Origin of the sequence: Streptomyces filamentosus, from assembly GCF_014654895.1 — a bacterium.
Lineage (GTDB): Bacteria > Actinomycetota > Actinomycetes > Streptomycetales > Streptomycetaceae > Streptomyces > Streptomyces filamentosus.
The window spans coordinates 4,109,542-4,131,973 of record NZ_BNBE01000001.1 but is presented as its reverse complement, the minus strand read 5'-3'; the positions used below and the strand labels follow the sequence as shown (position 1 = coordinate 4,131,973).

General features: G+C 75.7%; 16 protein-coding genes. 12 read left to right on the top strand and 4 right to left on the bottom strand.

Annotation, left to right across the window (positions count from 1 at the left end; all coding sequences use genetic code 11):
• The first annotated feature begins 37 nt into the window (after positions 1 to 37).
• The 4 genes from IE326_RS18515 (at position 38) to fxsT (ending at position 7,768) form a co-directional block, all read left to right on the top strand.
• Entirely contained in the window at positions 38 to 454 is a 417-nt protein-coding gene (locus IE326_RS18515) for an organic hydroperoxide resistance protein (protein WP_150228023.1), read from the top strand.
• 197 nt (positions 455 to 651) lie between these two features.
• Positions 652 to 2,202, top strand: a complete 1,551-nt coding sequence (locus IE326_RS18510; RefSeq protein WP_190042073.1) for a VMAP-C domain-containing protein — start codon at positions 652 to 654, stop codon at positions 2,200 to 2,202.
• Positions 2,199 to 3,320: an AAA family ATPase gene (locus IE326_RS18505; protein WP_190042072.1), complete on the top strand. Its 1,122-nt coding sequence runs from the start codon at positions 2,199 to 2,201 to the stop codon at positions 3,318 to 3,320. Before IE326_RS18510 ends, IE326_RS18505 begins: the two co-directional genes overlap by 4 nt.
• Complete coding sequence (gene fxsT / locus IE326_RS18500; protein ID WP_190042071.1) at positions 3,320 to 7,768, top strand: FxSxx-COOH system tetratricopeptide repeat protein; 4,449 nt, start codon at positions 3,320 to 3,322, stop codon at positions 7,766 to 7,768. The genes IE326_RS18505 and fxsT overlap by 1 nt, the downstream gene beginning before the upstream one ends.
• 22 nt (positions 7,769 to 7,790) lie before the next feature.
• On the opposite strand, the gene IE326_RS18495 is transcribed toward fxsT, so the two are convergent.
• On the bottom strand, positions 7,791 to 9,113 hold the full coding sequence (locus IE326_RS18495; protein WP_190042070.1) for a cation:proton antiporter: 1,323 nt from the start codon (positions 9,111 to 9,113) through the stop codon (positions 7,791 to 7,793).
• Positions 9,114 to 9,327: 214 nt separating this feature from the next.
• Here IE326_RS18495 and IE326_RS18490 point away from each other — a divergent pair, with 214 nt between their 5' ends.
• The 8 genes from IE326_RS18490 to IE326_RS18455 all read left to right on the top strand — a co-directional run bounded on the left by IE326_RS18490 (position 9,328) and on the right by IE326_RS18455 (position 18,829).
• Positions 9,328 to 10,440 (top strand): RBBP9/YdeN family alpha/beta hydrolase, encoded by a 1,113-nt coding sequence (locus tag IE326_RS18490; protein WP_308440319.1) that lies wholly within the window; start codon positions 9,328 to 9,330, stop codon positions 10,438 to 10,440.
• Positions 10,437 to 11,630, top strand: a complete 1,194-nt coding sequence (locus tag IE326_RS18485) for an effector-associated domain 2-containing protein (protein ID WP_190042068.1) — start codon at positions 10,437 to 10,439, stop codon at positions 11,628 to 11,630. Before IE326_RS18490 ends, IE326_RS18485 begins: the two co-directional genes overlap by 4 nt.
• Positions 11,631 to 11,706: 76 nt before the next feature.
• A complete protein-coding gene (locus IE326_RS18480) occupies positions 11,707 to 11,955 on the top strand; it encodes a hypothetical protein (protein WP_190042067.1) in 249 nt (82 codons plus the stop codon).
• A gap of 21 nt (positions 11,956 to 11,976) precedes the next feature.
• Positions 11,977 to 13,773: an HEXXH motif domain-containing protein gene (locus IE326_RS41470; protein ID WP_190042066.1), complete on the top strand. Its 1,797-nt coding sequence runs from the start codon at positions 11,977 to 11,979 to the stop codon at positions 13,771 to 13,773.
• 88 nt (positions 13,774 to 13,861) lie between these two features.
• Positions 13,862 to 14,284, top strand: a complete 423-nt coding sequence (locus IE326_RS18470) for a hypothetical protein (RefSeq protein WP_190042065.1) — start codon at positions 13,862 to 13,864, stop codon at positions 14,282 to 14,284.
• Positions 14,284 to 15,633: a hypothetical protein gene (locus IE326_RS18465; protein WP_190042064.1), complete on the top strand. Its 1,350-nt coding sequence runs from the start codon at positions 14,284 to 14,286 to the stop codon at positions 15,631 to 15,633. The genes IE326_RS18470 and IE326_RS18465 overlap by 1 nt, the downstream gene beginning before the upstream one ends.
• Before the next feature lie 2 nt (positions 15,634 to 15,635).
• Positions 15,636 to 16,448 carry a hypothetical protein gene (locus IE326_RS18460; RefSeq protein ID WP_190042063.1) on the top strand — a complete coding sequence of 271 codons (813 nt, stop codon included), beginning with the start codon at positions 15,636 to 15,638 and terminating at the stop codon, positions 16,446 to 16,448.
• Between the two features lie 332 nt (positions 16,449 to 16,780).
• Positions 16,781 to 18,829 carry a phosphocholine-specific phospholipase C gene (locus tag IE326_RS18455; RefSeq protein WP_190042062.1) on the top strand — a complete coding sequence of 683 codons (2,049 nt, stop codon included), beginning with the start codon at positions 16,781 to 16,783 and terminating at the stop codon, positions 18,827 to 18,829.
• 7 nt (positions 18,830 to 18,836) lie between these two features.
• Here the strand turns inward: IE326_RS18455 and nudC are convergent, their stop codons facing one another.
• Genes nudC through IE326_RS18440 form a run of 3 tightly spaced genes read right to left on the bottom strand, consistent with a single transcriptional unit; the run spans position 18,837 to position 22,428 of the window.
• Positions 18,837 to 19,664, bottom strand: a complete 828-nt coding sequence (gene nudC / locus IE326_RS18450) for an NAD(+) diphosphatase (RefSeq protein ID WP_190042061.1) — start codon at positions 19,662 to 19,664, stop codon at positions 18,837 to 18,839.
• The gene (locus IE326_RS18445) at positions 19,661 to 20,950 is read right to left on the bottom strand and encodes a condensation domain-containing protein (protein WP_190042060.1); all 1,290 of its coding nucleotides are present in this window, start codon (positions 20,948 to 20,950) and stop codon (positions 19,661 to 19,663) included. The genes nudC and IE326_RS18445 overlap by 4 nt, the downstream gene beginning before the upstream one ends.
• Complete coding sequence (locus IE326_RS18440) at positions 20,947 to 22,428, bottom strand: AMP-binding protein (RefSeq protein ID WP_190042059.1); 1,482 nt, start codon at positions 22,426 to 22,428, stop codon at positions 20,947 to 20,949. Before IE326_RS18440 ends, IE326_RS18445 begins: the two co-directional genes overlap by 4 nt.
• Between the last annotated feature and the right edge of the window lie 4 nt (positions 22,429 to 22,432).

The following is a 22,432-nucleotide window of genomic DNA, read 5'->3' as shown; positions in this document are numbered from 1 at the left end:
CCCCCCAGCCCGCACCGCCCCTCAGGGAAGGACCCCCATGGACGCCATCTACACCGCCGTCGCCACCGCCAACGGCCGCGAGGGCCGCGCCGTCAGCTCCGACGGCCTGCTCGACCTCCCCCTCGCCCACCCGCAGGCCCTCGGCGGCAACGGGCAGGGCACCAACCCCGAGCAGCTCTTCGCCGCCGGTTACGCGGCCTGCTTCGCCAGCGCCATGGGCGTCATCGCCCGCCAGGAGAAGATCGACATCTCCGAGGCGTCCGTCACCGCCGAGGTCTCCATCGGCAAGGACGCCGCCGACGGCGGCTTCGGGCTCGCCGTCGTCATGCGCGCCGAGTTCCCCGACCACCTCCAGGGCGAGGCCGGCCGCGTCCTCCTGGAGAAGACCCACGCCTTCTGCCCGTACTCCAAGGCCACCCGCGGCAACATCGCCGTGGACCTCGTCGTCGAGTAGTCCCCTGCGCTCCCCCGGGAGCCCCGGCAGCCCCGGACGGACCCGCGGCGGGCGGGGCTCCGCGTGGTACGTCCTCTTCCGGGGGAAGGAACCCCCGTACGGGGTGGCGACGGCTCCGGCCCGAGCCATACCCTGGACGACGGGGCCGCGGAGCCCGTACTGCCCATGTCCGATCGGGAGTTGGGAGCGCAAGAGCCGTGACGGGGGGTCTTTCGTTCGACGAGGGGCACGGCACTCACGCACCGGACCTCAGGCGTGAGCTGGTCGAGCAGCTGTGCGCGGTCCCGGGCCTCGAAGCCCCCGGCAGCCGCAGCCTCCTCATCAGCATGCTCGCGGAGCGGTTACCCGAGGTGCGCGACGTCCCGCAGCACGGACGGACCCGGCTGGACATCCTGGAGATCGTCCGGAGCTGCCTGCGCGAACCCCACGGCCTGCGCGAACTGGCCGACACCCTGAGCGACTACGCCCCCGGCGCCACCCCCGTCCGGGAGATCCGCAGGCTCGCCGACGCCGCCGCCACCGCACCCCCGCCCCTCCCCGACCTCCTCCCGGTCCTCCCCGAGGCCGAACTGCGCGAGGTCCGCGCCCTGCTGGCCCCGCTCCGGCACCTCGACGCCCTCGGCCTGCTCCACGCCGCGGCACACGAACTCCCCCTCCCCGCCCGCCCGGTGACCGGCCTCGACGAGGTCCTCGACCTGCTCACCCGGGTCAACGCCCGCCCCGACGGGCTCCTCCCGGTGTCCGTCCTCGTCGAGCACGTGATCAACGAGCTCGACGGCTCCGAGCCCCACCGGCCCACCGTCACCGCGCTGCGCGAGTGGAACGACGCGCAGGCCGCCAAGCTCCTCCTCACCCGGCAGCTCGCCGCCGTCCGCGCCGAGATCGCCCGCGAGGCCGCCGCGCGACCGGCGCCCGCCTGCCTCGTTCTCCAGTTGTGCAGAAGCGGAATGGACCCGGACCGGTACACGCTGTCCCACTGGCGCCAGATCCGGCCCGGTCCCTGGCGGCCCGCCCGCGGGGAGGACCGGCTCGTCACCCTGGCCGAGGTCCCCGCCGCCGTGGGCGAACTGGTCGGCCGCACCGAGGAGGAGTGGGCGGGCCGCCCCGGCCGCCCCGTCCTGGAGTTCTTCCTCCCCTTCCACCTGCTCGACCACCCCGTGGAGTGGTTCGCCTCCGGCTCGGGCCTCACCACCCCCCTCTGCCTCACCTACCCGGTGGTCCTGCGCAGCCTGGACCGGATGCGGGCCCCCCGGCACCACCGGCAGTGGCACAACCGCTGGCAGCGGATGCTCGACGCCCCCGACACCGTCTGCCACTGGGACACCACCGGGCAGCGCGACCACGACGCCGTCCGCTGGAGCAGCAAGCTCGCCTCCGACGAGGGCCTCGCCTCCGTCGGCTTCGACGTCCCCCCGCTGCGGGACGGGGCCGGCAGCCGCGCCTTCCTGGAGACCGCGCTGCGCGTCGGCGTGCCGCTGGCCGTGTGGGACCGCAGGCCCGCGCCGTCCCCCGACTTCCGCCGCCGGGCCAGGAAGCTCCTGAAGGGAAAGGCCGTCGAACTCCCGCAGCGCGCCAAGGAACTGCGGAGCGAGGCCGCCACCGCCGCCGCGAGGCAGCGGGACGTCCACCCGGGGCGGCACCTCGCCGTCCTCTTCGACGACCCCAACCGCCTCGTCGACTGGTCCGGGTCGCCGGGACCGGCCGCCGGGAGCGCGCGCGGCGGACACGACGACGAGGGGGAAACATGAGCGGTGTCCATCATCCGGTCGAGAGCGGCCTGAACGGAGGGCACGTCAGCAGCCGCAGCTGGTGGATCTACCGGGGCACCGGCCGGCCGCTGGCCGACATCCGCCTCGGCGACATCCTGCCGCCGCCGCCCGGCTGGCGGAACTTCGACGGCGGCCCCGTCCTGCCCCCCGTCCCGGCCGAGAGCGCCGAGACCGACCGCAGGCTCGGCGCCGTGGGCCGCGCCACCCCCCGGCAGGACCCGCACGACATCGACCTGATCAACACGGCCCTGCTGCTGCGCAGGCCGCTGCTCGTCACCGGCCGCCCCGGCATCGGCAAGTCCACCCTCGCCTACCTCGTCGCCCGCGAACTGGGCCTCGGCCGCGTGCTCCACTGGGGCATCACCTCCCGCAGCACCCTGCGCTCCGGGCTGTACGAGTACGACGCCATCGGCCGCGCCCAGGCCTCGCTCGGCCACCCCCGGCCCGCCGCACCGGCGCCCGGCCCTCCCGGGGAGGCGTCCGGGGGGTCCGGGGAGCCGCCGGGGGCGGGAGTCGCCCCCCGGATCGGGGACTTCGTCCGCCTGGGCCCGCTGGGCACCGCCCTGCTGCCGTACGAGCTGCCGCGCGTCCTGCTCATCGACGAGCTGGACAAGAGCGACATCGACCTGCCCAACGACCTCCTCCACGTCCTGGAGAACGGCTCCTACGCCATCCCCGAGCTGGTCCGCGCCCGCCACCAGGAGGGCCGGGCGCGGGTGTTCACCGACGACCCGGACGGCACGGCCCCGGTGGACGACGGGCTCGTGCGGTGCCGGGCCTTCCCGTTCGTCGTCATCACCAGCAACGGCGAGCGGCAGTTCCCCGCCGCCTTCCTCCGGCGCTGCGTCCGGCTGGACGTCTCGCCGCCGCGCGAGGACCAGCTCGCCGCCATGATCGCCGCCCACTTCCGGGACCAGGACGGCCGCCACACGGCCATGATCCAGGCGTTCCTGGAGCGCAGCCGGGAGAGCGGCGGACTCGCCACGGACCAGCTCCTGAACGCCGTCTACCTGCGGACGGCCGGCGTCCGGGACGACGACGAGACCTGGGGCGAGCTGCTCGACGCCCTCTGGCGGCAGCTGTCGGGGGCACCCTGATGGGCGACGACGACCGCTCGCTCCCGGAGCCCTTCGAGGTCGCGGAGGCGCTGTGGCTGCACGCGTACCAGACGCTCGCGGCCCGGCTCCCCCTGTCGTCCGCCCCGCCGCGCACCCGGCCGGGGACGCTGCCCGGGATCACCGGGCCGACCGGACCCACCGGGCCGACCGCGCCCACCGGACCCACCGGACCGCCGGGTCCCACCGGACCGCCGGGACCCGCCGGGTCCACCGGGCCTCCGGGGACCCCGGGGGCTCCCGGGACCGCCGGCGACGGCGGCCTCTCCCCGGCCGGCACGGCGGGGCTCCTCGCCCGGGAGTACGCGCTCTTCCGGGAGCTCCACGGCGCGCCCGCGCGGGCCGAGCCGCTGCCGGACCTGCGCGACGCCCCGGGCATCGGCCGCCGGCTGCGGCCGCTCAAGCAGGTGGTCCCCTCCCCCGTCGAGGTCGAGCTGGACGAGGAGTCCACCGCCGAGCACGCCGCCGAGGACGGCCTGTGGCTGCCCTACACCCGGGCCGCCGACGAGCGCCGCTTCGACCTGGTGCTGGTCGTCGACGACCACCCCACCATGGCCATCTGGGAACAGACGGTCGCCGAGTTCGCCGCCGTGCTCGAACAGCTGGGCGCCTTCCGGGACGTGCGGATCCGCCGCATGGGGGTCCGGGCCGGGCCCGGCGGCGACCGGGCGGTGCTCCACGGCGCGGTGGCGGACCGGGGACCGGCCGGCTCCCCCGCCGAACTCCTCGACCGGACCGGCCGCCGCATCGTCCTCGTCCTCACCGACGCCCTCGGGCCGCTGTGGCGGGGCCGGGCCGGACCGGAGGCGCTGGAGCTGTGGTCGGCGGCCGGTCCGACGGCCGTCGTGCACCTGCTCTCCCACCGGGACTGGCACCGCACCGCCCTCACCCCGCGGCGGGTGCGGCTGAGCAGCCCCCGCTCCGGCGCCCCCAACACCGAACTGGCCGTCTCCTTCGCGCCGGAGGAGTACGACCCCTTCGACCCGCCGCCCACCGCCTGGACCGCGCCCGTGCCGGTCCTGGAGCTGGACGCCGACTGGCTGGGCCGCTGGGCCGCGCTGGTCGCGGGCGAGGGCGGCACGACGGACGCCTCCGTCCTGCTGCTCGGCGCGCCCGGCCCGGAGGCGGACGAGGACCCCGGACCGGCCGGGGAGCCCGGGGCGCCCAGCCTCCAGGAGCGCGTCCGCCGCTTCCGCAGCCACGCCACCCCCACCGCCTTCCGGCTGGCGACCCACCTGGCCGCCGCCGTCCTCGACCCCCGGCTGGTCAGGGACGTGCGGCAGCGGCTCGTCCCGGAGGCCCAACCGGCGCACGTGGCCGAGCTGTTCCTGAGCGGGCTGGTCGAGGAGCCGCCGGCCGGGCCGGGCCCCGGCACCGCGACGCCGACCCCGCTGGAGTTCGTCGACGGGGCCCGCGAGGCGCTGCTCGCCGGGGCGATGCGGGCGGACACCGCGCGGGTGGCGCGGTCCGTCTCCGACTTCTTCGGCGACAGCTCCGAGGCGGCCCGGGGCCTCCACCGGGCCCTGCTCGCCCCGGAGGACGTACCCGATCCGCCGACGACGCCCGAGAGCCTGCCCTTCGTCCGGGTCGAACTGGCGATCCTCCGCGCCCTGTCCGGGCCCTATCTGCTGCGGGCCCATCGGATCAGTGCCGCCCTGGAGGGCGATTCGGTCACGCCCGGAACCGACCCTTTGCCCGACGATAGCCGCGATGACCCCGTACCTCCCGACACGGACGGCCCTGCCATGACCGAGACCACCGCCAGCCAGCACGAGCGCAAGAACGGAGAGGCCGTGAACCGGCACCCCGTCCCGGCATCCGACACGCCGACCCCCGCGGGCGGCACCCCCATCCCCGTGTCCGGCGTCATGGCCCCGGCCGGTCCCCCGTCCTTCCCCGGGCAGGCCGCCCCTCCGCACTCGCCCCCCGGGACCCGGTCGTCCGTGCCCGCCGTCTGGGGCAGCGTCCCCCCGAACAACCCCAACTTCGTGGGCCGGGAGGACCTGCTCGCGCAGATCCGGGAGCAGTTGCTGACCGGCGACACCTCGGCGGTGCTGCCGCACACGCTGCACGGCATGGGCGGCGTCGGGAAGTCCCAGATCGCCATCGAGTACGTCTACCGCTACGCCTCCGAGTACGACGTCGTCTGGTGGATCCCCTCCGAGCAGCCGGCGATGATCCTCACCGCGCTCACCGAACTCGCCCAGCGGCTGGGCCTGAACGTGACCAACGAGGCCAACCAGGCCGTCCCCGCCGTCCGCGAGGCGCTGCGCCGCGGCGAGCCGTACGGCCGCTGGCTGCTGGTCTTCGACAACGCGGAGAACGTGGAGGCCGTCCGCCCCTACTTCCCCACCGGCGGCACCGGCAAGATCCTCATCACCTCCCGGAACCAGGAGTGGGACCGGGTCGCGCGGACCCTCTCCGTGGACGTCTTCACCCGCGAGGAGAGCAAGGCGCTGCTGCGCCGGCGGGCCCGCGACCTCAGCGACGCGGACGCCGACCGGCTCGCCGAGGCCCTGGGCGACCTGCCGCTCGCCATCGAGCAGGCGGCGGCCTGGCAGGCCGTCACCGGCATGACCGTCCCCGACTACCTGCGGCTGATCAACGAGAAGATCGCCGAGCTGATGCTCGAACTCGTCCCCTCGCCGGACTACCCCATGTCGGTGGCCGCGGCCTGGGACGTCTCGCTGCGCCAGCTGGAGCAGCGCAACCCGGCGGCGCTCCAACTCCTCCAGGTCTGCTCCTTCTTCGCCCCCGAGCCGATCTCCCGCACCCTCTTCAACAACGCCCGGTCCACCACCATCGCGCCCGAGCTGGACGAGGCCCTGCGGCACCCGATCAAGCTGGGCCGGGCCATCCGGGAGATCAACGTCTACGCCCTGGCGCGGATCGAGCACCGGCACAACACCGTCCAGCTGCACCGCCTGGTCCAGGCCGTGCTGATCAACCGCATGTCCCCGCAGCAGCAGGCGGACATGCGGCACGGCGCGCACCTGCTGCTCGCCGACGCCAACCCCGGCTCCCCCGGCTCGCGTCCGCTGTGGCCCCGCTACCAGGAGCTGCTGCCGCACGTCGTGGTGTCCCGGGCGGTGGAGTGCGAGTCCCCGTGGGTGCGCCGCCTGGTCCGCGGCATGGTGGAGTTCCTCTTCGCCTGGGGCGACCACGCGGGCTCCGCGGCCATGGCCCGCGAGGCGCTGGAGATCTGGACCGGGAAGTTCGGCGCCGAGGACCAGCTGACGCTGGAGATGGCGAAGTGGCTGGCCTTCATCCTGCGGGTGCTCGGCGAGTACCAGGAGGCCGCCGCCATGATGGAGCGCACCGCCGACATCTACCTGCGGACGGTGGGCGAGGACGACGAGGGCACCATCGACGCCCTCATCCAGCTGACCAGCGGACTGCGGCTGCGGGCCGAGATGGGGCGCGCCCTGGAGGTCAACCGCACCGTGTACGAGCGCGCGCTGCGGGCCTTCGGCGAGGACGACCCGGTGACGCTCCGCGCGGCCCACAGCCTGGGCGTCGGCCTGCGGCTGATGGGGCGGTACCGGGAGGCCCGCGCGTACGACACGGAGACCGCCCGGCTCCGCGCCCTGCACCTGGGCGAGACCCACGGCGAGACCCTGAACACCCGGATCGGCCTGGGCATCGACATCCGCGAGACCGGCGACTACCTGGCGGGCGCCGCCCACCTGGAGGAGGTCTACGCCCGCCACCTCACCACCTACGGCGAGGACAACCCGGCCACCCTCGGCTGCGCCCGGGTCCTCGCGGTGGCCCGGCGCCGCGCGGGCGACCACGACGGGGCGCTGGAGCTCTGCGAGACGGCCTGGTCGAAGTTCCAGGGCAGGTACGGCCCCGACCACCCGGACAGCGTCGCCTGCTCGGCCAACCTCGTCGTGGACCTGCGGCAGGACGGCCAGCTGCGGCGCTCCCGGGAGCTCGGCGAGGCGACGCTCGGGCGGTACGCGGCGAAGCTGGGCCCCGACCACCCGTACACGCTCTCGGCGCGGGTCAACCTGGCCATCACCCTGCGGCAGATGGCGGACCAGGACGGCGCCCGGGAGCACCTCGGCGTGGCGCTGCCGGGGCTGCGGGCGGCGCTGGGCGAGGACCACGTGCTGACCCTGACGGCGGCGCTCGGCACGGCCAGCCAGCACGCCGCCGAGGGGCGGCACGAGGAGGCGCTGGAGCTGGACCGGGCGACCCTGGAGGCGCTGGCCCGGGACCACGGCGAGGACCACCCGACGACGCTGGCCTGTGCGACGAACGTCGTGCTGGACCTGCGCGCGCTGGGCCGGGACGCGGAGGCGACGGCCCTGCACACCGAGACGCTGGCGCGCTACCGCGAGCGGCTCGGCGAGGGCCACCCGGCGGTCGCGGCCTCCGCCGCGGGCAAGCGGGCGGAGGTCGACATCGCGCCGGTGCCGTTCTAGACGGGGCGGGCGGCGGGTCCGGTCAGGGGGCGGGGGTCGGGGCGGGTGCGGGGGCCGGTTCGGCCCCCGCACCGGCTCCGGCTCCGGTGCGGACGTCCGGGATCCCGGGCGGCTGCGCACCGGTTCCGGGGCGGCGCAGGAGCCGGATCAGCGGGCCGGTGGCGGCCGTGGTGAGCAGGGCCATCACGACGAGGAGCGCGTAGAGACGGGGGCCGATCACCCCGGCCTGGAGGCCGACGTTGAGCACGATGAGCTCGGTCAGACCCCGGGTGTTGAGCAGGACGCCGATCAGCAGCGAGTCCCGCCAGGGCTGGCGGGCGCCGCGCGCCGAGAGGGCGCCCGCGCCGACCTTGCCGACCACCGCCGCCAGCACTATCACCGCGAGGATCAGCAGGTCGGAGGCGTGCAGTCCGTCGAGGACGACGGCCATGCCGGAGATCGCGAAGAACATCGGGAGCAGCAGTCCGCCGATGTCCTGGAGCGGGCGCAGCAGCCGCTCGTCCGGGGAGCCGTCGGGCAGCCGGGGCATGACGACCCCGGCCAGCAGCGCGCCGAAGATGACGTGCAGGCCGAGCGCGTTGGTGGCCCAGGCGGAGGCGAGGGCCACGGTGACGGCGACCGGGACCCGGTGGGCCGCGGAGAGCCCCGGGCGGTTCGTCCACCACACGAGCAGGGGGCGGACGACGAGGACCATCACCAGGACGTGGACGATCAGCAGGGCGATCCGGACCGCCCAGGAGCGGGCCGAGCCGTGCGCGCCGCCGACCAGGACGACGGCGAGGACGGGCCAGCTCAGCGCGTCGATGACGCCGGCCGAGGCCATCGCGATGGTGCCGGGCCGGGTGCCGGAGAGCCCCTGGTCCTTGATGATGCTGGCGAGGACGGGCACGGCCGTGATGGAGAGGGCGACCGCCATGTAGAGGACGAAGGTGGCGTCGACCGGACGGCCGTCGTTGACGGCGGAGAAGCTGCCGGGGAGCAGCAGGACGATGCCCGCGCCGAGCAGCATGGGGAGGGCGAAGCCGCTCAGGGAGACCGAGGTGACGGCCTTCTGGTGGCGCAGCATCCCGAGGTCCAGCTCGTATCCGACCGCGAAGAGGAAGAAGACCAGGGCCACTTGGGCCAGGGAGGTCAGGACGGGCTGGATCTGCGGCGGGAAGAGGTGCTCGTGCACCTGGCCGGGGAGCAGGCCGAGCAGGCTGGGACCGAGCGCGATGCCCACGAACAGCTGTCCGACGACCGGGGGTTGGCCGAGTCTGCGGGCGAGGGTGCCCGCCGCGTGGGAGAGCGCGACGACCATGGCGAGCGCCGCGACGACGTGCGTGATGACGGAGTCCGTGCTCACCGGCATACCCCTTCCGGCATGTGCCCGACCTGGTGGCACATCCCTACGCAGTGTAGCCGCCGGGAGGGCAAGTGCCCTATCGTGAAAGCCATTTGGCCTATGCCGATGTGGACGGGGGTCAGCGGTGACGACGGTGCTGTTCGTACACGGCACAGGGGTTCGGGAGCCGGGTTACGGCGAGAGCCTGGAACGGGTCAGGGAAGGACTGCGGCCGTTGCGGCCCGACGTCGCGGTCACTCCCTGCTACTGGGGCGGACGGGCGGGTTCCGCGCTGCGGTCCGGCGGGCTCTCGGTGCCGGGGTACGGGTCCGCGCGGGACGTGCCGGGGGCGGAGCCGGACGGCACCGACGGGGACGTCGAGCTGTGGGGCCTGCTCTATCTCGACCCGCTGTTCGAACTCCGTCTGCTCGCCCCGGAGTCCGGGCCCCGGCCGGAGCTGGCGCCGGGGGCGGTGCCGCCCGGCGAGGCCCTGTCGGCGGCGGCCCTCGCGCTCGGCGGGGACGACCGGCTGCGGGAGCTGCTGGACGCGGCGGGCATCGGCGCGGAGTTCGCCGGGGCGGTGGCCGCCGTGCTCACCTCGCCGGACGGGCGGCGGTTCCTGCGCTCCCCCGCCGCCGCGGACGGGGCCGAGGAGCTGGCCCGGGCGTTCACGGCCGAGGCGGTGCGCCGCCGGACCGGGTCCGAGGGCGCACCGCCGGCCCTCGACGGCGCCGCCCGCGACGCGGCGGTGGACCGCGCCCGCGCCCTGCTCCCCGGCGGGGACGCGGGGGCGGGGACGCACCGGGGCCCGGTGACCCGGCGGATCGGGCGGCTGGCCGGGCGGCTGGCGCTGGGCCTGGCCTCGGCGCAGGCGGTGAAGCGGCGGTCCGCCCTCACCGACGCGGCCCACCCGGCCGCCGGGGACGTCCTGCTCTACCTGGCCCGGGGCGAGGCGCTCCGCGAGACCGTCGCGGAGGCGGTGCGGGCCGCCGAACCGCCGGTCGTGCTGCTCGCGCACAGCCTCGGCGGCATCGCCTCGCTGGACCTGCTGGCGACGCGGGACCTGCCGCAGGTCGAACTGCTCGTCACCGTCGGCTCGCAGGCGCCGTTCCTGTACGAGCTGGGGGCGCTGCCCGGCCTGGAGCACGGCGTCCCGCTGCCCGCCCGGGTGCCGCGCTGGATCAACGTCTACGACCGGCGGGACCTGCTGGGTTACGTCGGCGCGGGGGTCTTCCCCGGGCGGGTGGAGGACGTGGCGCTGGACGGCCGGCAGCCGTTCCCGCTGGCGCACAGCGCCTACTTCGGCAATCCGGAGCTGTACCGCCTCCTCGCCGCGGAGCTGCCGTGACGGCGGCCCGCCCGGAGCGGACGCACGCGGTCGTCGTCGGCGTGGAGCGCTACGCGGCGGGCCCGGCCTGGGACCTGCCGGGGCCCGCCGCCGACGCCCGCCGCTTCACCGCCTGGCTGCGCGGGCGCGGGGTGCCCGCCCCGCACGTCTCGCTGCTGCTGGAGCCGCTGCCGGGGACGGGCGGGCCCGAGGTCGACGTGCCCGCGGCCGGGGCCGGGCGGGAGGCCGTGCAGGAGGTGCTGACGCGCCGGCTGCCCGCCCTGGAGGGCGATCTGCTCTGGGTGTTCTGGGGCGGGCACGGCGTCACCGACCCGCAGGGGCACCGCAGGCTCTTCTACGCCGACGCCGGTCCCGACGACCGGCGGAACCTGGACCTGGACGCCTGGCTGACCGCCTTCACCACCGATCTGGTGCCGGGCTTCCCCCGGCAGATCTGGCTGGTGGACTCCTGCCAGACCTTCGTCGAGGAGCTCAACCTTGCCCGGACGCTGCCCGCCGAGATCCCGCCGGGCGGCGACCGGCTGCCGGGCCGCGAGCAGCTGGTGCTGCTCGCCTCGGGTCCCGGGCAGCGGGCGGCCAACGATCCGGTGCGGCGGACCGGGGCGTTCTCCCGGGCCGTCCTGGACGCGCTGGCGGGGACGGACGGCGGGCCGTGGCCGCCGGACATGACGGCCCTCGCGGACGGCGTCCTCGGGGAGTTCACCTCGGGGACCGCCGGGGGGCCCGCAGGACCCGGCGGGGGCGGGCAGCGGCCCACCTCGCTCTGGTACCGCTCCTGGGCGGGCGACGTACGACGGCTCGACGCCCCCGCTCCCGCCGCCCCGGCCGCGCCCGCCGCTCCCCCCGCACCGGCCGTGCCCGCCGCCCGGCGGCCGGAGGAGCCGGTGCCGGACGCGGGGCTGCGGGAACTGATCGGGCTGCTCGCCGGGTGGCCCGGCATGACGGACCAGAACCAGCGGCAGCTCGTCCTCGGCATGCTCCCCTCCGACCTGGCCGGTTCCATCCCCCGGCTGGGCGCCGCGCGCCCCGACATCATCAGCATCGTCCGCACCTGCCGGCGCCACCCGGGCGGCCTGGCCGCCCTCGTGGACGCGCTCGCGCTGCTCGAACCGGGCTCGGTGGAACAGCACGCGCTGGAGGAGTGGGCCGCACGCTGGCTGGTGCCGGAACAGGGGGGCGCACCCGGCTGATCACGCCCTTCCGCAACCCCTCGGCCTGCGTCATCATGGCAGTCCGACGGGGTTCAGCGGGGCAAGGGGGATGCCGATGCACACGTACGAGACGTCCACGGGATCCACCCCTCCGACGGGTTTCGCCGGCCCGCAGGGGCCCCCGGGGGCCACGGCCGTCCGGTCCGAACTGGTCGACCTCAGCGACGTCCCCCTGACCGACCTCCGGGCGCGGGACCCGAGGACGTACGCGCAGGCGCTGGAGCGGCTGCTCCGCCAGGTCGACCGGCCCCGGATCAACCTCTCCCCGGGCGGCGGCGACGGAGGACCCCAGCGATTCGACTGACGGTCCCCCGGGAGGAGACCCGTGCAGACCGACCGAGGCCGTGAGCCCTCCCGCACCGCGCACCACCTCGTGCCCTCGGCCCACTTCGACGCGCTGGCCGCGGGCCGGGGCGGCCCCGGGACGGTCCGCTTCCTGCGGACCACCGAGCACAGCAGACGGCTCCTGCTGCTGCGCGCCCTGCTCGACACGGCCGCGACGACGCCCGGCGCGCTGGGGCCGCTGCCGTCCGTGGACGAGGCGTGGCGGGTGCTGGCCGCGGCCCAGGAGCGGGCGCCGGAGGAGTTCCGGGAGCTGCTGCTCCATCCGCACGTCGGCGTGTGGCTCGGGCACGGGCTGCGCCGGCTGCACCGCACCGCCTGGGGCGACGGGCCGCTGTGGACCGACCTCGGGCACCTGCACGCGGTGTGCGCGGTCGCCGCGCTGCGCGCCGGGCTGCCGCTGCGGACCACCGTGCCGCTGCGGGACGGCGCCGCCGCCTTCCCCACGCTCGGGCTCGCCCGGCTGCCGGGGCGGCCCCGGTGGGGCACGGCGGAGGTGGTGGTGGAGGCGGGCGGCCTGACGGTCGAGCCGCACCGCGAGCGGGTGCGGCCGCCCGCCGCGCCCGGCGGGACGGCCCCGGGCTGGCTGGGCCTCCACCGGCTCACCGCGCGGGCCGCCGGCCGGCCGGTGGAGTGCCGGCTGGACGACGTCGACCCGTACCGGGACCTGGGCGAGCCGCTGCCGCCCGACCGTCTCGGCCCGGCCGAGACGGCCCGCTGGCAGGACCGCTTCGCGCGCGGGCTGACCGTCCTGGAGGAGGCCGACCCGGAGATGGCCGCGGCGCTCGCGGAGGGGTTACGGAGCCTGACGGCGGTCCCGCCGGTGCCGGGCGGGCCGGTGCTCAGCGCCTCCTCCGGGGACGCCTTCGGCGGGGTGCTGACCTCGCTGCCGCCGGACCCGGTCTCCTTCGCGGTCACCCTGGTCCACGAGTTCCAGCACACCAAACTGGGCGCGCTGCTCCACCTGCTGACGCTGGAACGGGACGGCGGCGAGGAGCGGCACCACGCCCCCTGGCGGGACGACCCCCGGCCGCTGGGCGGGCTGCTCCAGGGGGCGTACGCCTTCCTGGGGATCACCGACTTCTGGTCCCGGCACCTGGAGAGGGCCCCGGCGGACCGGCGGGCGGCGGCCGAGTTCGAGTTCGCGCTCGGCAGGCGGCAGACCGGGGAGGCGGTCCGCACCCTCGCCGCCGATCCCGCGCTGACCGGCCACGGACGCCGCTTCGTGGCCGGCATGACCGCCCGGCTCGCCGCCTGGGAGACGGGCCCCCGGATCCGGCCCGGCGCCGACGCACTGGCCGCGTTCGCCGCCACCGACCACCGCACCGAGTGGCGGATCCGGCACCTGGCCCCCGCCCCCGACGACGTCCGGGCCCTGGCGCGCGCCTTCGCCGCGGGCGCCCCGCCCGTGCCCCGCACCGCCGCCCCCGCCGTGGTCCCCGACCCGGCCCTCCCCTGGTCGCACGCCCGCACCCGGCTGATCCGCCGGCTGCTCACCGCCTCGCCCGACGGCGGCCCCGAGCCCTCCGCCGCCGACCGCGCCCTCGTCGCCGGCGACCCGTCCGCCGCCGACGCCTACGCCCGGCTGCTCGCCGGGGATCCCGAGTCCCCCGAGACCTGGACCGGCCTCGTCCTGTCCCTCGCCACCGCCTCCCGCGCGGCCCGCCCGCTCCTCCACCACCCCGAACTGCTCCGCCCCCTCCACCGCGAACTGCGCGCCCTCGGCGTCCCGCCCGACCCCGCACGGCTGGCCCGCTGGCTCATCACGGCCCCCTCCTGAACCCGACGACACGTCAGGGAACATCTGTCCGAGGCGACTTGTACGGTGGAAGGAACGCCGTGCCCGCACGGCCGCGAAGGGGGAAGCCATGACGTTCGAAGAGGAATGGACCCAGCTCAAGGCCGACGCGCTGCGCAGGCGCGAGACGGGCATGACGCTCGCGTCGGCCGATGGGGGCGGGGGCGGAGGCGGCATACCGGGGTCCGACCTGGGGCTCCGTGAGGACCCCGTCCGCGCGAAGGCGTCGGGATTACGGGTCGCGAACGGCGAAGCCAAGGGAAAGACGAAGCTGGACGACGCGGCCGCCGTCGGCGGGATCCACGCGGGCTGGGAGGCCGGGGGCGCCAGCAACAGCTGCGTGGCCGCCTGGCAGCGGCGTCTGCGCTCGCTCGGCGACCTCGTCGACGACGCCGCCGACGCCCTGACGAAGGGCATGGACACCCAGATCAGCGAGGACGGATCCGTCGCCGCCCAGCTCCGGGCGGCGGCCGACTGGCTGGAGGAAGCCTGATGGTCTCCGTACCCGAACTCACCGGTGCCAGGCCCCAGCAGTGGCGCGAGGCTGCGGACGACGCCGTCGCCGCGGCCAAGCAGTGCGACGCCCTGGCCTCCTACGCGCGCGACGAGGTCGCCGCCACGCTCCGCCAGTGCTGGGCGGGCGACGCCGGGCGGGCCGCCCGTGAGAAGTTCGTCAAGCACGCGGGCGACTACGAGGCCGCGGCGGTCGGACTCCGCGCCATGGCCCGGACGTACGACGACCTCGCCGACGACATCGCCGCCGCGCAGCGCGACCTGACGAGCGCGCTGGACTACGCGCACCGGCGGGGGTTCGGGGTCGACGACAGCGGCCGGGTCAACGCCTCCGGACCGAGCGGGGAGGACGCGGCCGGCAAGGAGGCCGAGCGGTCCCACGCCCAGGAGGTCATCACCGACGCGCTGCGGCGGGCCGGGCGGGCGGACACGGACGCCGCCCGTTCCCTGCGGACCGTCGAGGGCATGACGGCGCTCGGCGACGCGAAGCTCGCCCAGGCGGCGCTGCTGCCGAACAGTCCGCTCGGCATAGCGCTGCGCCTCTCCGGCGGCCTGGACGGGCTCCACCCCATCAACGTCCCGCCCAACGTCCTGTCGGCCGTCAACCTCGCGTCCGCCGAGACCGGGATCAGCCGCAAGCTGCTCCTGTCCATCCTCTGGCAGGAACAGCAGTGGTACCAGAACCACAACCCCAGCCTGCGCGGCCCCCTCTCCGAGTTCGGCCGCTTCTTCGACTGGAGCCTGACCCTCGGGCCGAAGCCGGACAAGTCCCTGGGCATCACGCACATGAAGACCGACACGGCCAGGGCGGTCGTCGAGAAATACCGGGAACAGTTCCAGCTGGAGGACGGCCGCCACCTGGCCGATCTCGGCGATGCGGAACTCGCGGCGCTGATCGAGCACCAGCCCGAGCTGGACGTCCGGCTCAGCGCCTACCACTTGAAGGGTCTCCGGGAGGACGACCACGGCTCCGACACCGACAAGCAGCTCTTCACCCTCTACGCCGCCGACACCCCGGACGTGCGGGAGAAGAACGAGCAGTACGGTGACGAGTCGGAGCACCGGGGCGGCGACATCAAGGCCCGGGGCAGGAACTGGGACGCGATCGAGCCGCACCTCGACGACGCCATGGCCTGGGAGGCCCTGACCGACGAGGAACGGCTGGAGGCCATCCGGCACCTGGAGTCGCAGACGCCCGCAGGCCACCACGTCTCGCTCGAAACCCTCTACCGCTCCGGCCAGACCACGGGGACGGGAACCGGTGAGCCCGAACCCGGCACGCCGTCGCCCAGCCCCGGGCCCGCCCCGACCCCTCCAGGGAACGGCTGACCATGAAGAAGACGCTGCGCGCCCTCGTGCCGGTGCTGTTGCTGCTCGCCGTCACCGGATGCGACCGGTTCGAGCCGCGCGGGGGCGAGCCGCTGGTGCCCATGCCCGACCACGTGCCGAAGGGGCCCGTGTACGCCTCGGCCGACGAGGTCGTGGCGGCGCTGGAGCGGGCCGGGCTCCCGTGCGAGGTGATCCGGCAGCCCGGAACGAGCACCGCCGACTGCACCACCGAGATCGGCGGGACGGGCGTCGAGAACCAGATCCAGGTGCTGAACACCACCGACTTCAGCCGGGACGAGGTCGGCGACTCGATCGACAGCTGGCGGAGCGGCGGCACCACGATCGTGGCGGCGGGCAACTGGTTCGTCCGCGTCCTGCCGAACCAGGAGGCGCGTTACTCGCAGCGGATCGCCGAGGCCCTCGGTGCCGTCGTCCTCCCACCTCCCTACCCCCTCCCCGACATCCCGGAGGAGCCCGCCTACGCCACGGTGGGGGCCCTCGCCGACGCGCTGGAGGGGGCGGGGCTGTGCGTGGGGCGCAAGGAGGTCGACGAGGAGACGGCGTACTGCGGGACCCGGCTCCCGAAGGGGGACCCGTCGTGCCCCCGGAGCTCGCTCCTGAAGCGGTACGACAGCGTGCGGGAGCGGGACGACGCCCTCCGGCTCCACATCCGGAACGGGCTGGTGCCGGCCGAGATCGTGACGGCGGGCCGGTGGACGGCCGTGTACTGCGACCCGGCCGAGGCCCGGCGTGCGGCCGACGCGCTCGGCGGGGCCCTGGTCCACCACGAGGCGGGGAGCGGGCCGGCCGGCTGAGGGGCGCGCCGGACCGGGGGCGGACGGCGGTTCGGCGGCCGGGGCCTTCGTACGGCCCGTTCCCTCGTACGGCACCGGGCCCTCGTACGGCTCCGAGCTCTCGTACGGCCCGTTCCCTCGTACGGCCCCGGGTGTGGGCCCGGTGGGGGTCACGGCCGACGCTTCCGGACCGGGCGTGAGTTCGTCCGCCGTACGGCGGGTAGTCACGGCACGGCCGCCGGAACGTGGCACGCGGGCGCTCTCCTTGGGGCGCCCGCGCCCGCGTCCGCGCCCCGTCCCGGCCCGGCCCGGCCCGTCGCTCCGTCCCACCCCACCCGGAGGAGAACCCACCCATGGCCGATCTCGACCGCCGCCGGTTCCTTCAGCTCGCCGGAGGGGCCGTCGCGTTCAGCGCGCTCTCCGAGTCCATCGCGCGGGCCGCCGCCATTCCCGCGCAGGGCTCCACCGGCACCCTCCAGGACGTCGAGCACATCGTCGTCCTCATGCAGGAGAATCGTTCCTTCGACCACTATTTCGGGACGATGAAGGGCGTGCGCGGCTTCGGCGACCCCCGCCCGGTCACCCTGCCCAGCGGGAAGCCCGTCTTCCACCAGTCCGACGGCTCCAAGGTGACCCTCCCCTTCCGGCCCGAGAGCAGCCGGCTCGGCATGGAGTTCCTCCAGGGGCTCAACCACGACTGGGCGGGCGGGCAGAGCGCCTTCAACAAGGGGAAGTACGACAACTGGATACCGGCCAAGACCAAGGCCACGATGGCGCACCTCACCCGCGAGGACATCCCCTTCCACTACGCCCTCGCCGACGCCTTCACGATCTGCGACGCCTACCACTGCTCGCTCATCGGCTCCACCGACCCCAACCGCTACTACCTGTGGAGCGGGCACACCGGCAACGACGGCACCGGGGGCGGCCCGGTGCTCAACAACGCCGAGGCGGGCTACGGCTGGACCACCTACCCCGAGCGCCTGGAGGCGGCCGGGATCTCCTGGAAGGTCTACCAGGACATCGGCGACGGCCTGAACGCGGCGGGCTCCTGGGGCTGGATCAACGACGCCTACCGGGGCAACTACGGCGACAACTCCCTGCTGTACTTCAACAGTTACCGCAGCGCGCAGCCGGGCAGCCCGCTGTACGACAAGGCCCGCACCGGCACGAACGCCAAGGCGGGCGACGGGTACTTCGACGTCCTGCGCGCCGACGTGCAGGCCGGGCGGCTGCCGCAGATCTCCTGGATCGCCGCCCCCGAGGCGTTCTCCGAGCACTCCAACTGGCCCGCCAACTACGGCGCCTGGTACATCTCGCAGGTCCTGGACGCGCTGACCTCGAACCCGGACGTGTGGGCCCGTACCGCCCTCTTCATCACCTACGACGAGAACGACGGCTTCTTCGACCACGTGGTGCCGCCGTTCGTCCCCGCCGACGCCTCCTGGGGGAAGTCCACCGTCCCCACCGCCCTCGACTGGTTCCCCGGCCGGGCCGGCTACGCGGCGGGCCCCTACGGCCTCGGCCCGCGCGTCCCGATGCTCGTCGTCTCCCCCTGGTCCACCGGCGGCTACACCTGCTCCGAGACCTTCGACCACACCTCGGTCATCCGCTTCATGGAGGCCCGCTTCGGGGTGCGCGAGAGCAACATCTCGCCCTGGCGGCGGACCGTCTGCGGCGACCTCACCTCCGCCTTCGACTTCACCCGCAGCCAGAGCGCGCCGGCCGCGCTGCCGCCGACCGCCGGCTACTACCCGCCGGACCGCGCCCGCCACCCCGACTTCCCGGCCACCGCCCCGGCCGTCGGCACCATGCCCCGCCAGGAGCCGGGCGCCAAGCCCACCCGTCCCCTCAAGTACGCGCCGTACGTGGATGGTTCGGCCGACACCACGGCCGGCACCTTCCGGCTGTCCTTCGGCTCCGGGCCCTCGGCGGGCGCCCAGTTCTACGTGACCTCCGCCAACCGCACGGACGTCCCGTGGACGTACACCACCGGCGCGGGCGCCTCGGTGTCCGACACCTGGAACACCAAGTACTCCAAGGGCGTCACCGACCTCACCGTGCACGGACCCAACGGCTTCCTGCGCCGCTTCCGCTCCCCGGGGAAGACCGCCGTGCCCGAGGTCACCGCCCGGCACAACGCCGCCACGGGCGCCCTGGACCTCGTCCTCGCCCACACCGGCGCCCCGACGACGGTGACCCTGGCCGACGCCTACGGGACGACGCGGACCCTCACCCTCCCGGCGGGCACCACGTCCCTCTCCCTCGACGTCTCCGCCGCCCACCACTGGTACGACGTCACCGTCACCTCCCCGTCCCTCCCCGACTACGTCCGCCGGCTGGCCGGGCACGTCGAGACGGGCACCCCCAGCCAGTCCGACCCGGGGATCCTGACCGACTGACCCGTCGTCAGAAACCTTGTGCGGGGCGGCCGGTGAGACCGGCGTAGCCGGGGCCGTACCAGCGTCCGACCAGCCGGTCCGCGAGGGAGCCGCGGGGCGGCGGGACCAGGGTCCCGTCGCCCACGGCGGCCGCCAGTTCCTCCCGGGTGAACCAGCGGGCGGCGGTGATCTCCTCGCCGTCGACGGTGATCCGCGGCGAGGCGGCCCGCAGGTCGAAGGCCAGCATCAGGCTGCCGGGGAAGGGCCACGCCTGGCTGGTGACGTAGCCGGCGACCGCCGCGCGCACCCCGACCTCCTCCAGGAGCTCGCGGACCGCCGCCTCCTCCGCGGTCTCGCCGGGCTCGACGAAACCGGCCGGGGGCGACATCCGGCCCGGCGGCGCCACGGTCCTGCGGGCCAGCAGGAGACGGCCCCGGTCGTCGGTGACCGACATCATCACGGCCGGGTCGGTGCGCGGATGGTGCTCGGCCGCGCAGGAGGCGCACCGGCGGGAGCGGCCGTCGGCGCGGAGCGCGGCGGGGGCGCCGCAGCGCGGGCAGTGCGGCGAGGCCCGCACCCACTGGTGGAAGCCGACGGCGCGGAGCGCGGCGGCGGCCTGGACCGGGGGGAGCTCGTCCAGGACGTCCATCAGACGGGCCCGGCGGGTCCCCGGCGGGACGTCGGCGCGGGGCACGGCCAGGTAGGGCCTGCCCCCGGGGTCCGTCCCCGCCACCTGGCCCTCGGCCGGGGGCGGGGGCGTCAGCTCCGCGAGCTCCGGGCCCCCCGCGCCGTCCCTCAGCAGGACCGTGTCGCCGTCGACGGCGACCACCCGCGGGGCGTCGTCCCGGCCGGTCACCGGCCGCCCTCCGGCCCGGGGAGGGCGAGCAGGCGCTCCGTCAGGGACTCCACGACCCCGCGGCCGGTCTCCTCCCCGACGAGGTCGGTGCGCCAGCGGCCGGCCACCGACCAGTGGCCCTCCAGGTGCTGTTCGAGCTCCACGACGAGGCCGAAGCCGGCGCGGGGCGCGGGGACGCGCAGCGGGCGGCAGGTCACCCCGGGGGCGAAGGCGCCGCCGGGCTCCGGGGCCTGGAGGGCCACCATCACGTCGAAGAGCCCCGAGTCGGCGGCCCGGACGCCCAGGTCGCGGGCGACCAGGTCGAAGGGGAGGCGGGCCCGCCGCAGCGCCTGGAGCACCAGCCGGTTGACCTCGGTCAGGCGGGTGCCGGGATCCGTCGTCCGCAGTCCGCGCAGGGGCAGGACGAGGGGGTTGACGAAGCAGCCGAGGATCGGGGCGTGGGCCTTCTCGAACCGGCCGGAGGAGACCGTCGTGAGGTTGACGGCGTCCACGCCGAAGACGTCGCCGACGGCGGCGGACGTCTCGTGGAGCAGCGCCGACAGGACGATGGACCGGGCGGCCCTGACCGCCCCCTTGACCCGGTCCGTGGCGGGCGCGTCCAGCGCGATCTCGTGCTCGCCGCGCCCGCCCTGGTCGGTCTCGGCCGGGGCGAGGAGGGCCGGGGCGGGATCCGCGAGGACCTCCCGCCAGAACGGCAGGTCGGTCCCGGCCCAGTCCGGGACGCGGCCGGCCTCCCAGCGGGCGTACGTGCCGTAGCCGGGGACGGGGTCCCAGGCGGGGGCGCGGCCCGCCGCCCTGGCTCCGTAGGCGGTGCCCAGGTCCGCCGCGAGGAGCAGTTCGGACTGGCCGTCGAAGGCGATGTGGTGGAGGTTCAGGCAGAGCAGCCAGGAGTCCGGGGCGAGCGCGGCGAGCCGGGCCCGGACGGGCGGGCGCAGCTCCAGGTCGAAGGGGCTGTCCCACCAGTCGGCGCACACGAGCGCCGCGCGCTCGGCCGGCGGGAGCGCGGGGCCGTCCGGTGCGACGTGCTCCAGGGCGGTCCCGGCGGCCTCGGGCGGCAGGACCCGCTGGACGGGCTCGGGGGCATCGCCCCACAGGTAGACGGTGCGCAGCACCTCGTGGCGGAGCAGCACGTCGGCGAAGGCGGCGGCCATCGCGTCCGGGTCGACCGGTCCGGTGAGGTGGTAGGCGAGGACGACGTTGTTGTCGTCCTGGCCCGGCGCCATCTCCTCGTCCCACAGGAACCGCTGCTGGGCGTGGGACAGGCGGACGTCCCCGGCCCCGGTCACGCGCGCTCCAGGAGGGCGCGGTCGAGCTTGCCGTTCTGGGTGAGCGGCAGGTCGTCGACCTGCCGCCAGACGACGGGGACCATGTAGTCGGGCAGCAGCGCGGCCACGTGGGCGCGCAGGTCGTTGCCGCTGACGCCGTCCGTCGTGTCGGTGGTGTAGGTGGCGACGAGCTGGGAGTCCACGACGACGACCGCGGCCTCCCGGACCCCGGCCCGGCCGCGGACGGCCGCCTCCACCTCGTCGAGTTCGACCCGGTGGCCGCGGAGCTTGACCTGCCGGTCGATCCGGCCCCAGTGCACGAGGAGGCCGTCCTGGCGGCGGACGCGGTCGCCGGTGCGGTACCAGTCCCCGGGCGCGGGGCGGCCCCCGACGGGCCCGTGGGGGGCCGGGCCGCTCAGGAAGCGCCCCGCGTCGTCGGCCGGGTCGACGTACCCGGCGAAGCGCTGCGGGCCCCGGACGCACAGCTCACCGTCGTCGGCGGGGAGGCCGTCGGGGCCGAGCACGATCTCCTCCAGGTGGGGGTAGACGGTGCCGATGGGGACGGTGCCGTTGCCGGTGTCGGGCCAGAGCGCGGGGTCGTCGGGCAGGCGGTAGTTGACGCAGACGCCGGCGAGTTCGGTGGGGCCGTAGTTGTTCTCCACCACGGAGCCGGGGGCGGCCGCGCGCCACGCGGCGGCGGCCTCGTAGGTGAGCTGTTCGCCGCCGAACATGCTCCACCTCAGGTCCGGGAGGGAGCCGGGGGCGAGGGTGCGCATCCGGCGGGCGATGGCGATCACCGAGGGGACGGTGTCCAGGTGGGTGACGGCGTTCTCGGCGAGGAAGCGGACCGGGGAGCGCCAGGAGTGTCCGGCGGCGGCGACCAGGGTGGCGCCGGACGTCCACGCGGCGAGGATCTCGAAGACCGAGGCGTCGAAGGTGAGGTCGGCGGCCTGGGCCATCCGGCAGCCGGGGCCGAGTTCGTACCGCTCGACGACGTGGCCGAGGTAGGCGCGCAGGGCCCGGTGGTCCACCGGGACGCCCTTGGGGCGGCCGGTGGAGCCCGAGGTGTGCAGCACGTACGCCTCCTGGCCGGGCTCCGCCTCCCCCGCCGGGGGCCGTCCCCCGCCCTCCAGGTGGTCGGCGGCGGAGAGGAGCCGCGTTCCCGCGTACGTCTCCGGGTCCGGGTCCCCGCCGTCCGCGAGGACCGTCGCGGGGGCGGCGTGGGCCAGGACGTCCCGGACCCGCTGCCGCGGCCACCGGGGGCCGATCGGCAGGACGGCCCCGCCGGCCCGGAGGATGCCCAGGTACGCGGCGTAGGTGGGGAGATCGCGGCGGAAGAGGAGCCCGACGCGGCCGGGGCGCGGGCCGAGGCGGGCGGCGATCGCGCCGGCGGCCCGCCACAGCTCGGCGTAGGTGTGCTCCCGCTCCGCCACCCGCAGGGCGATCCGGTCCGGACCGCGCCCGGCCTGCTCCTCGATCGCGGACACGACGTCATGCATGGGT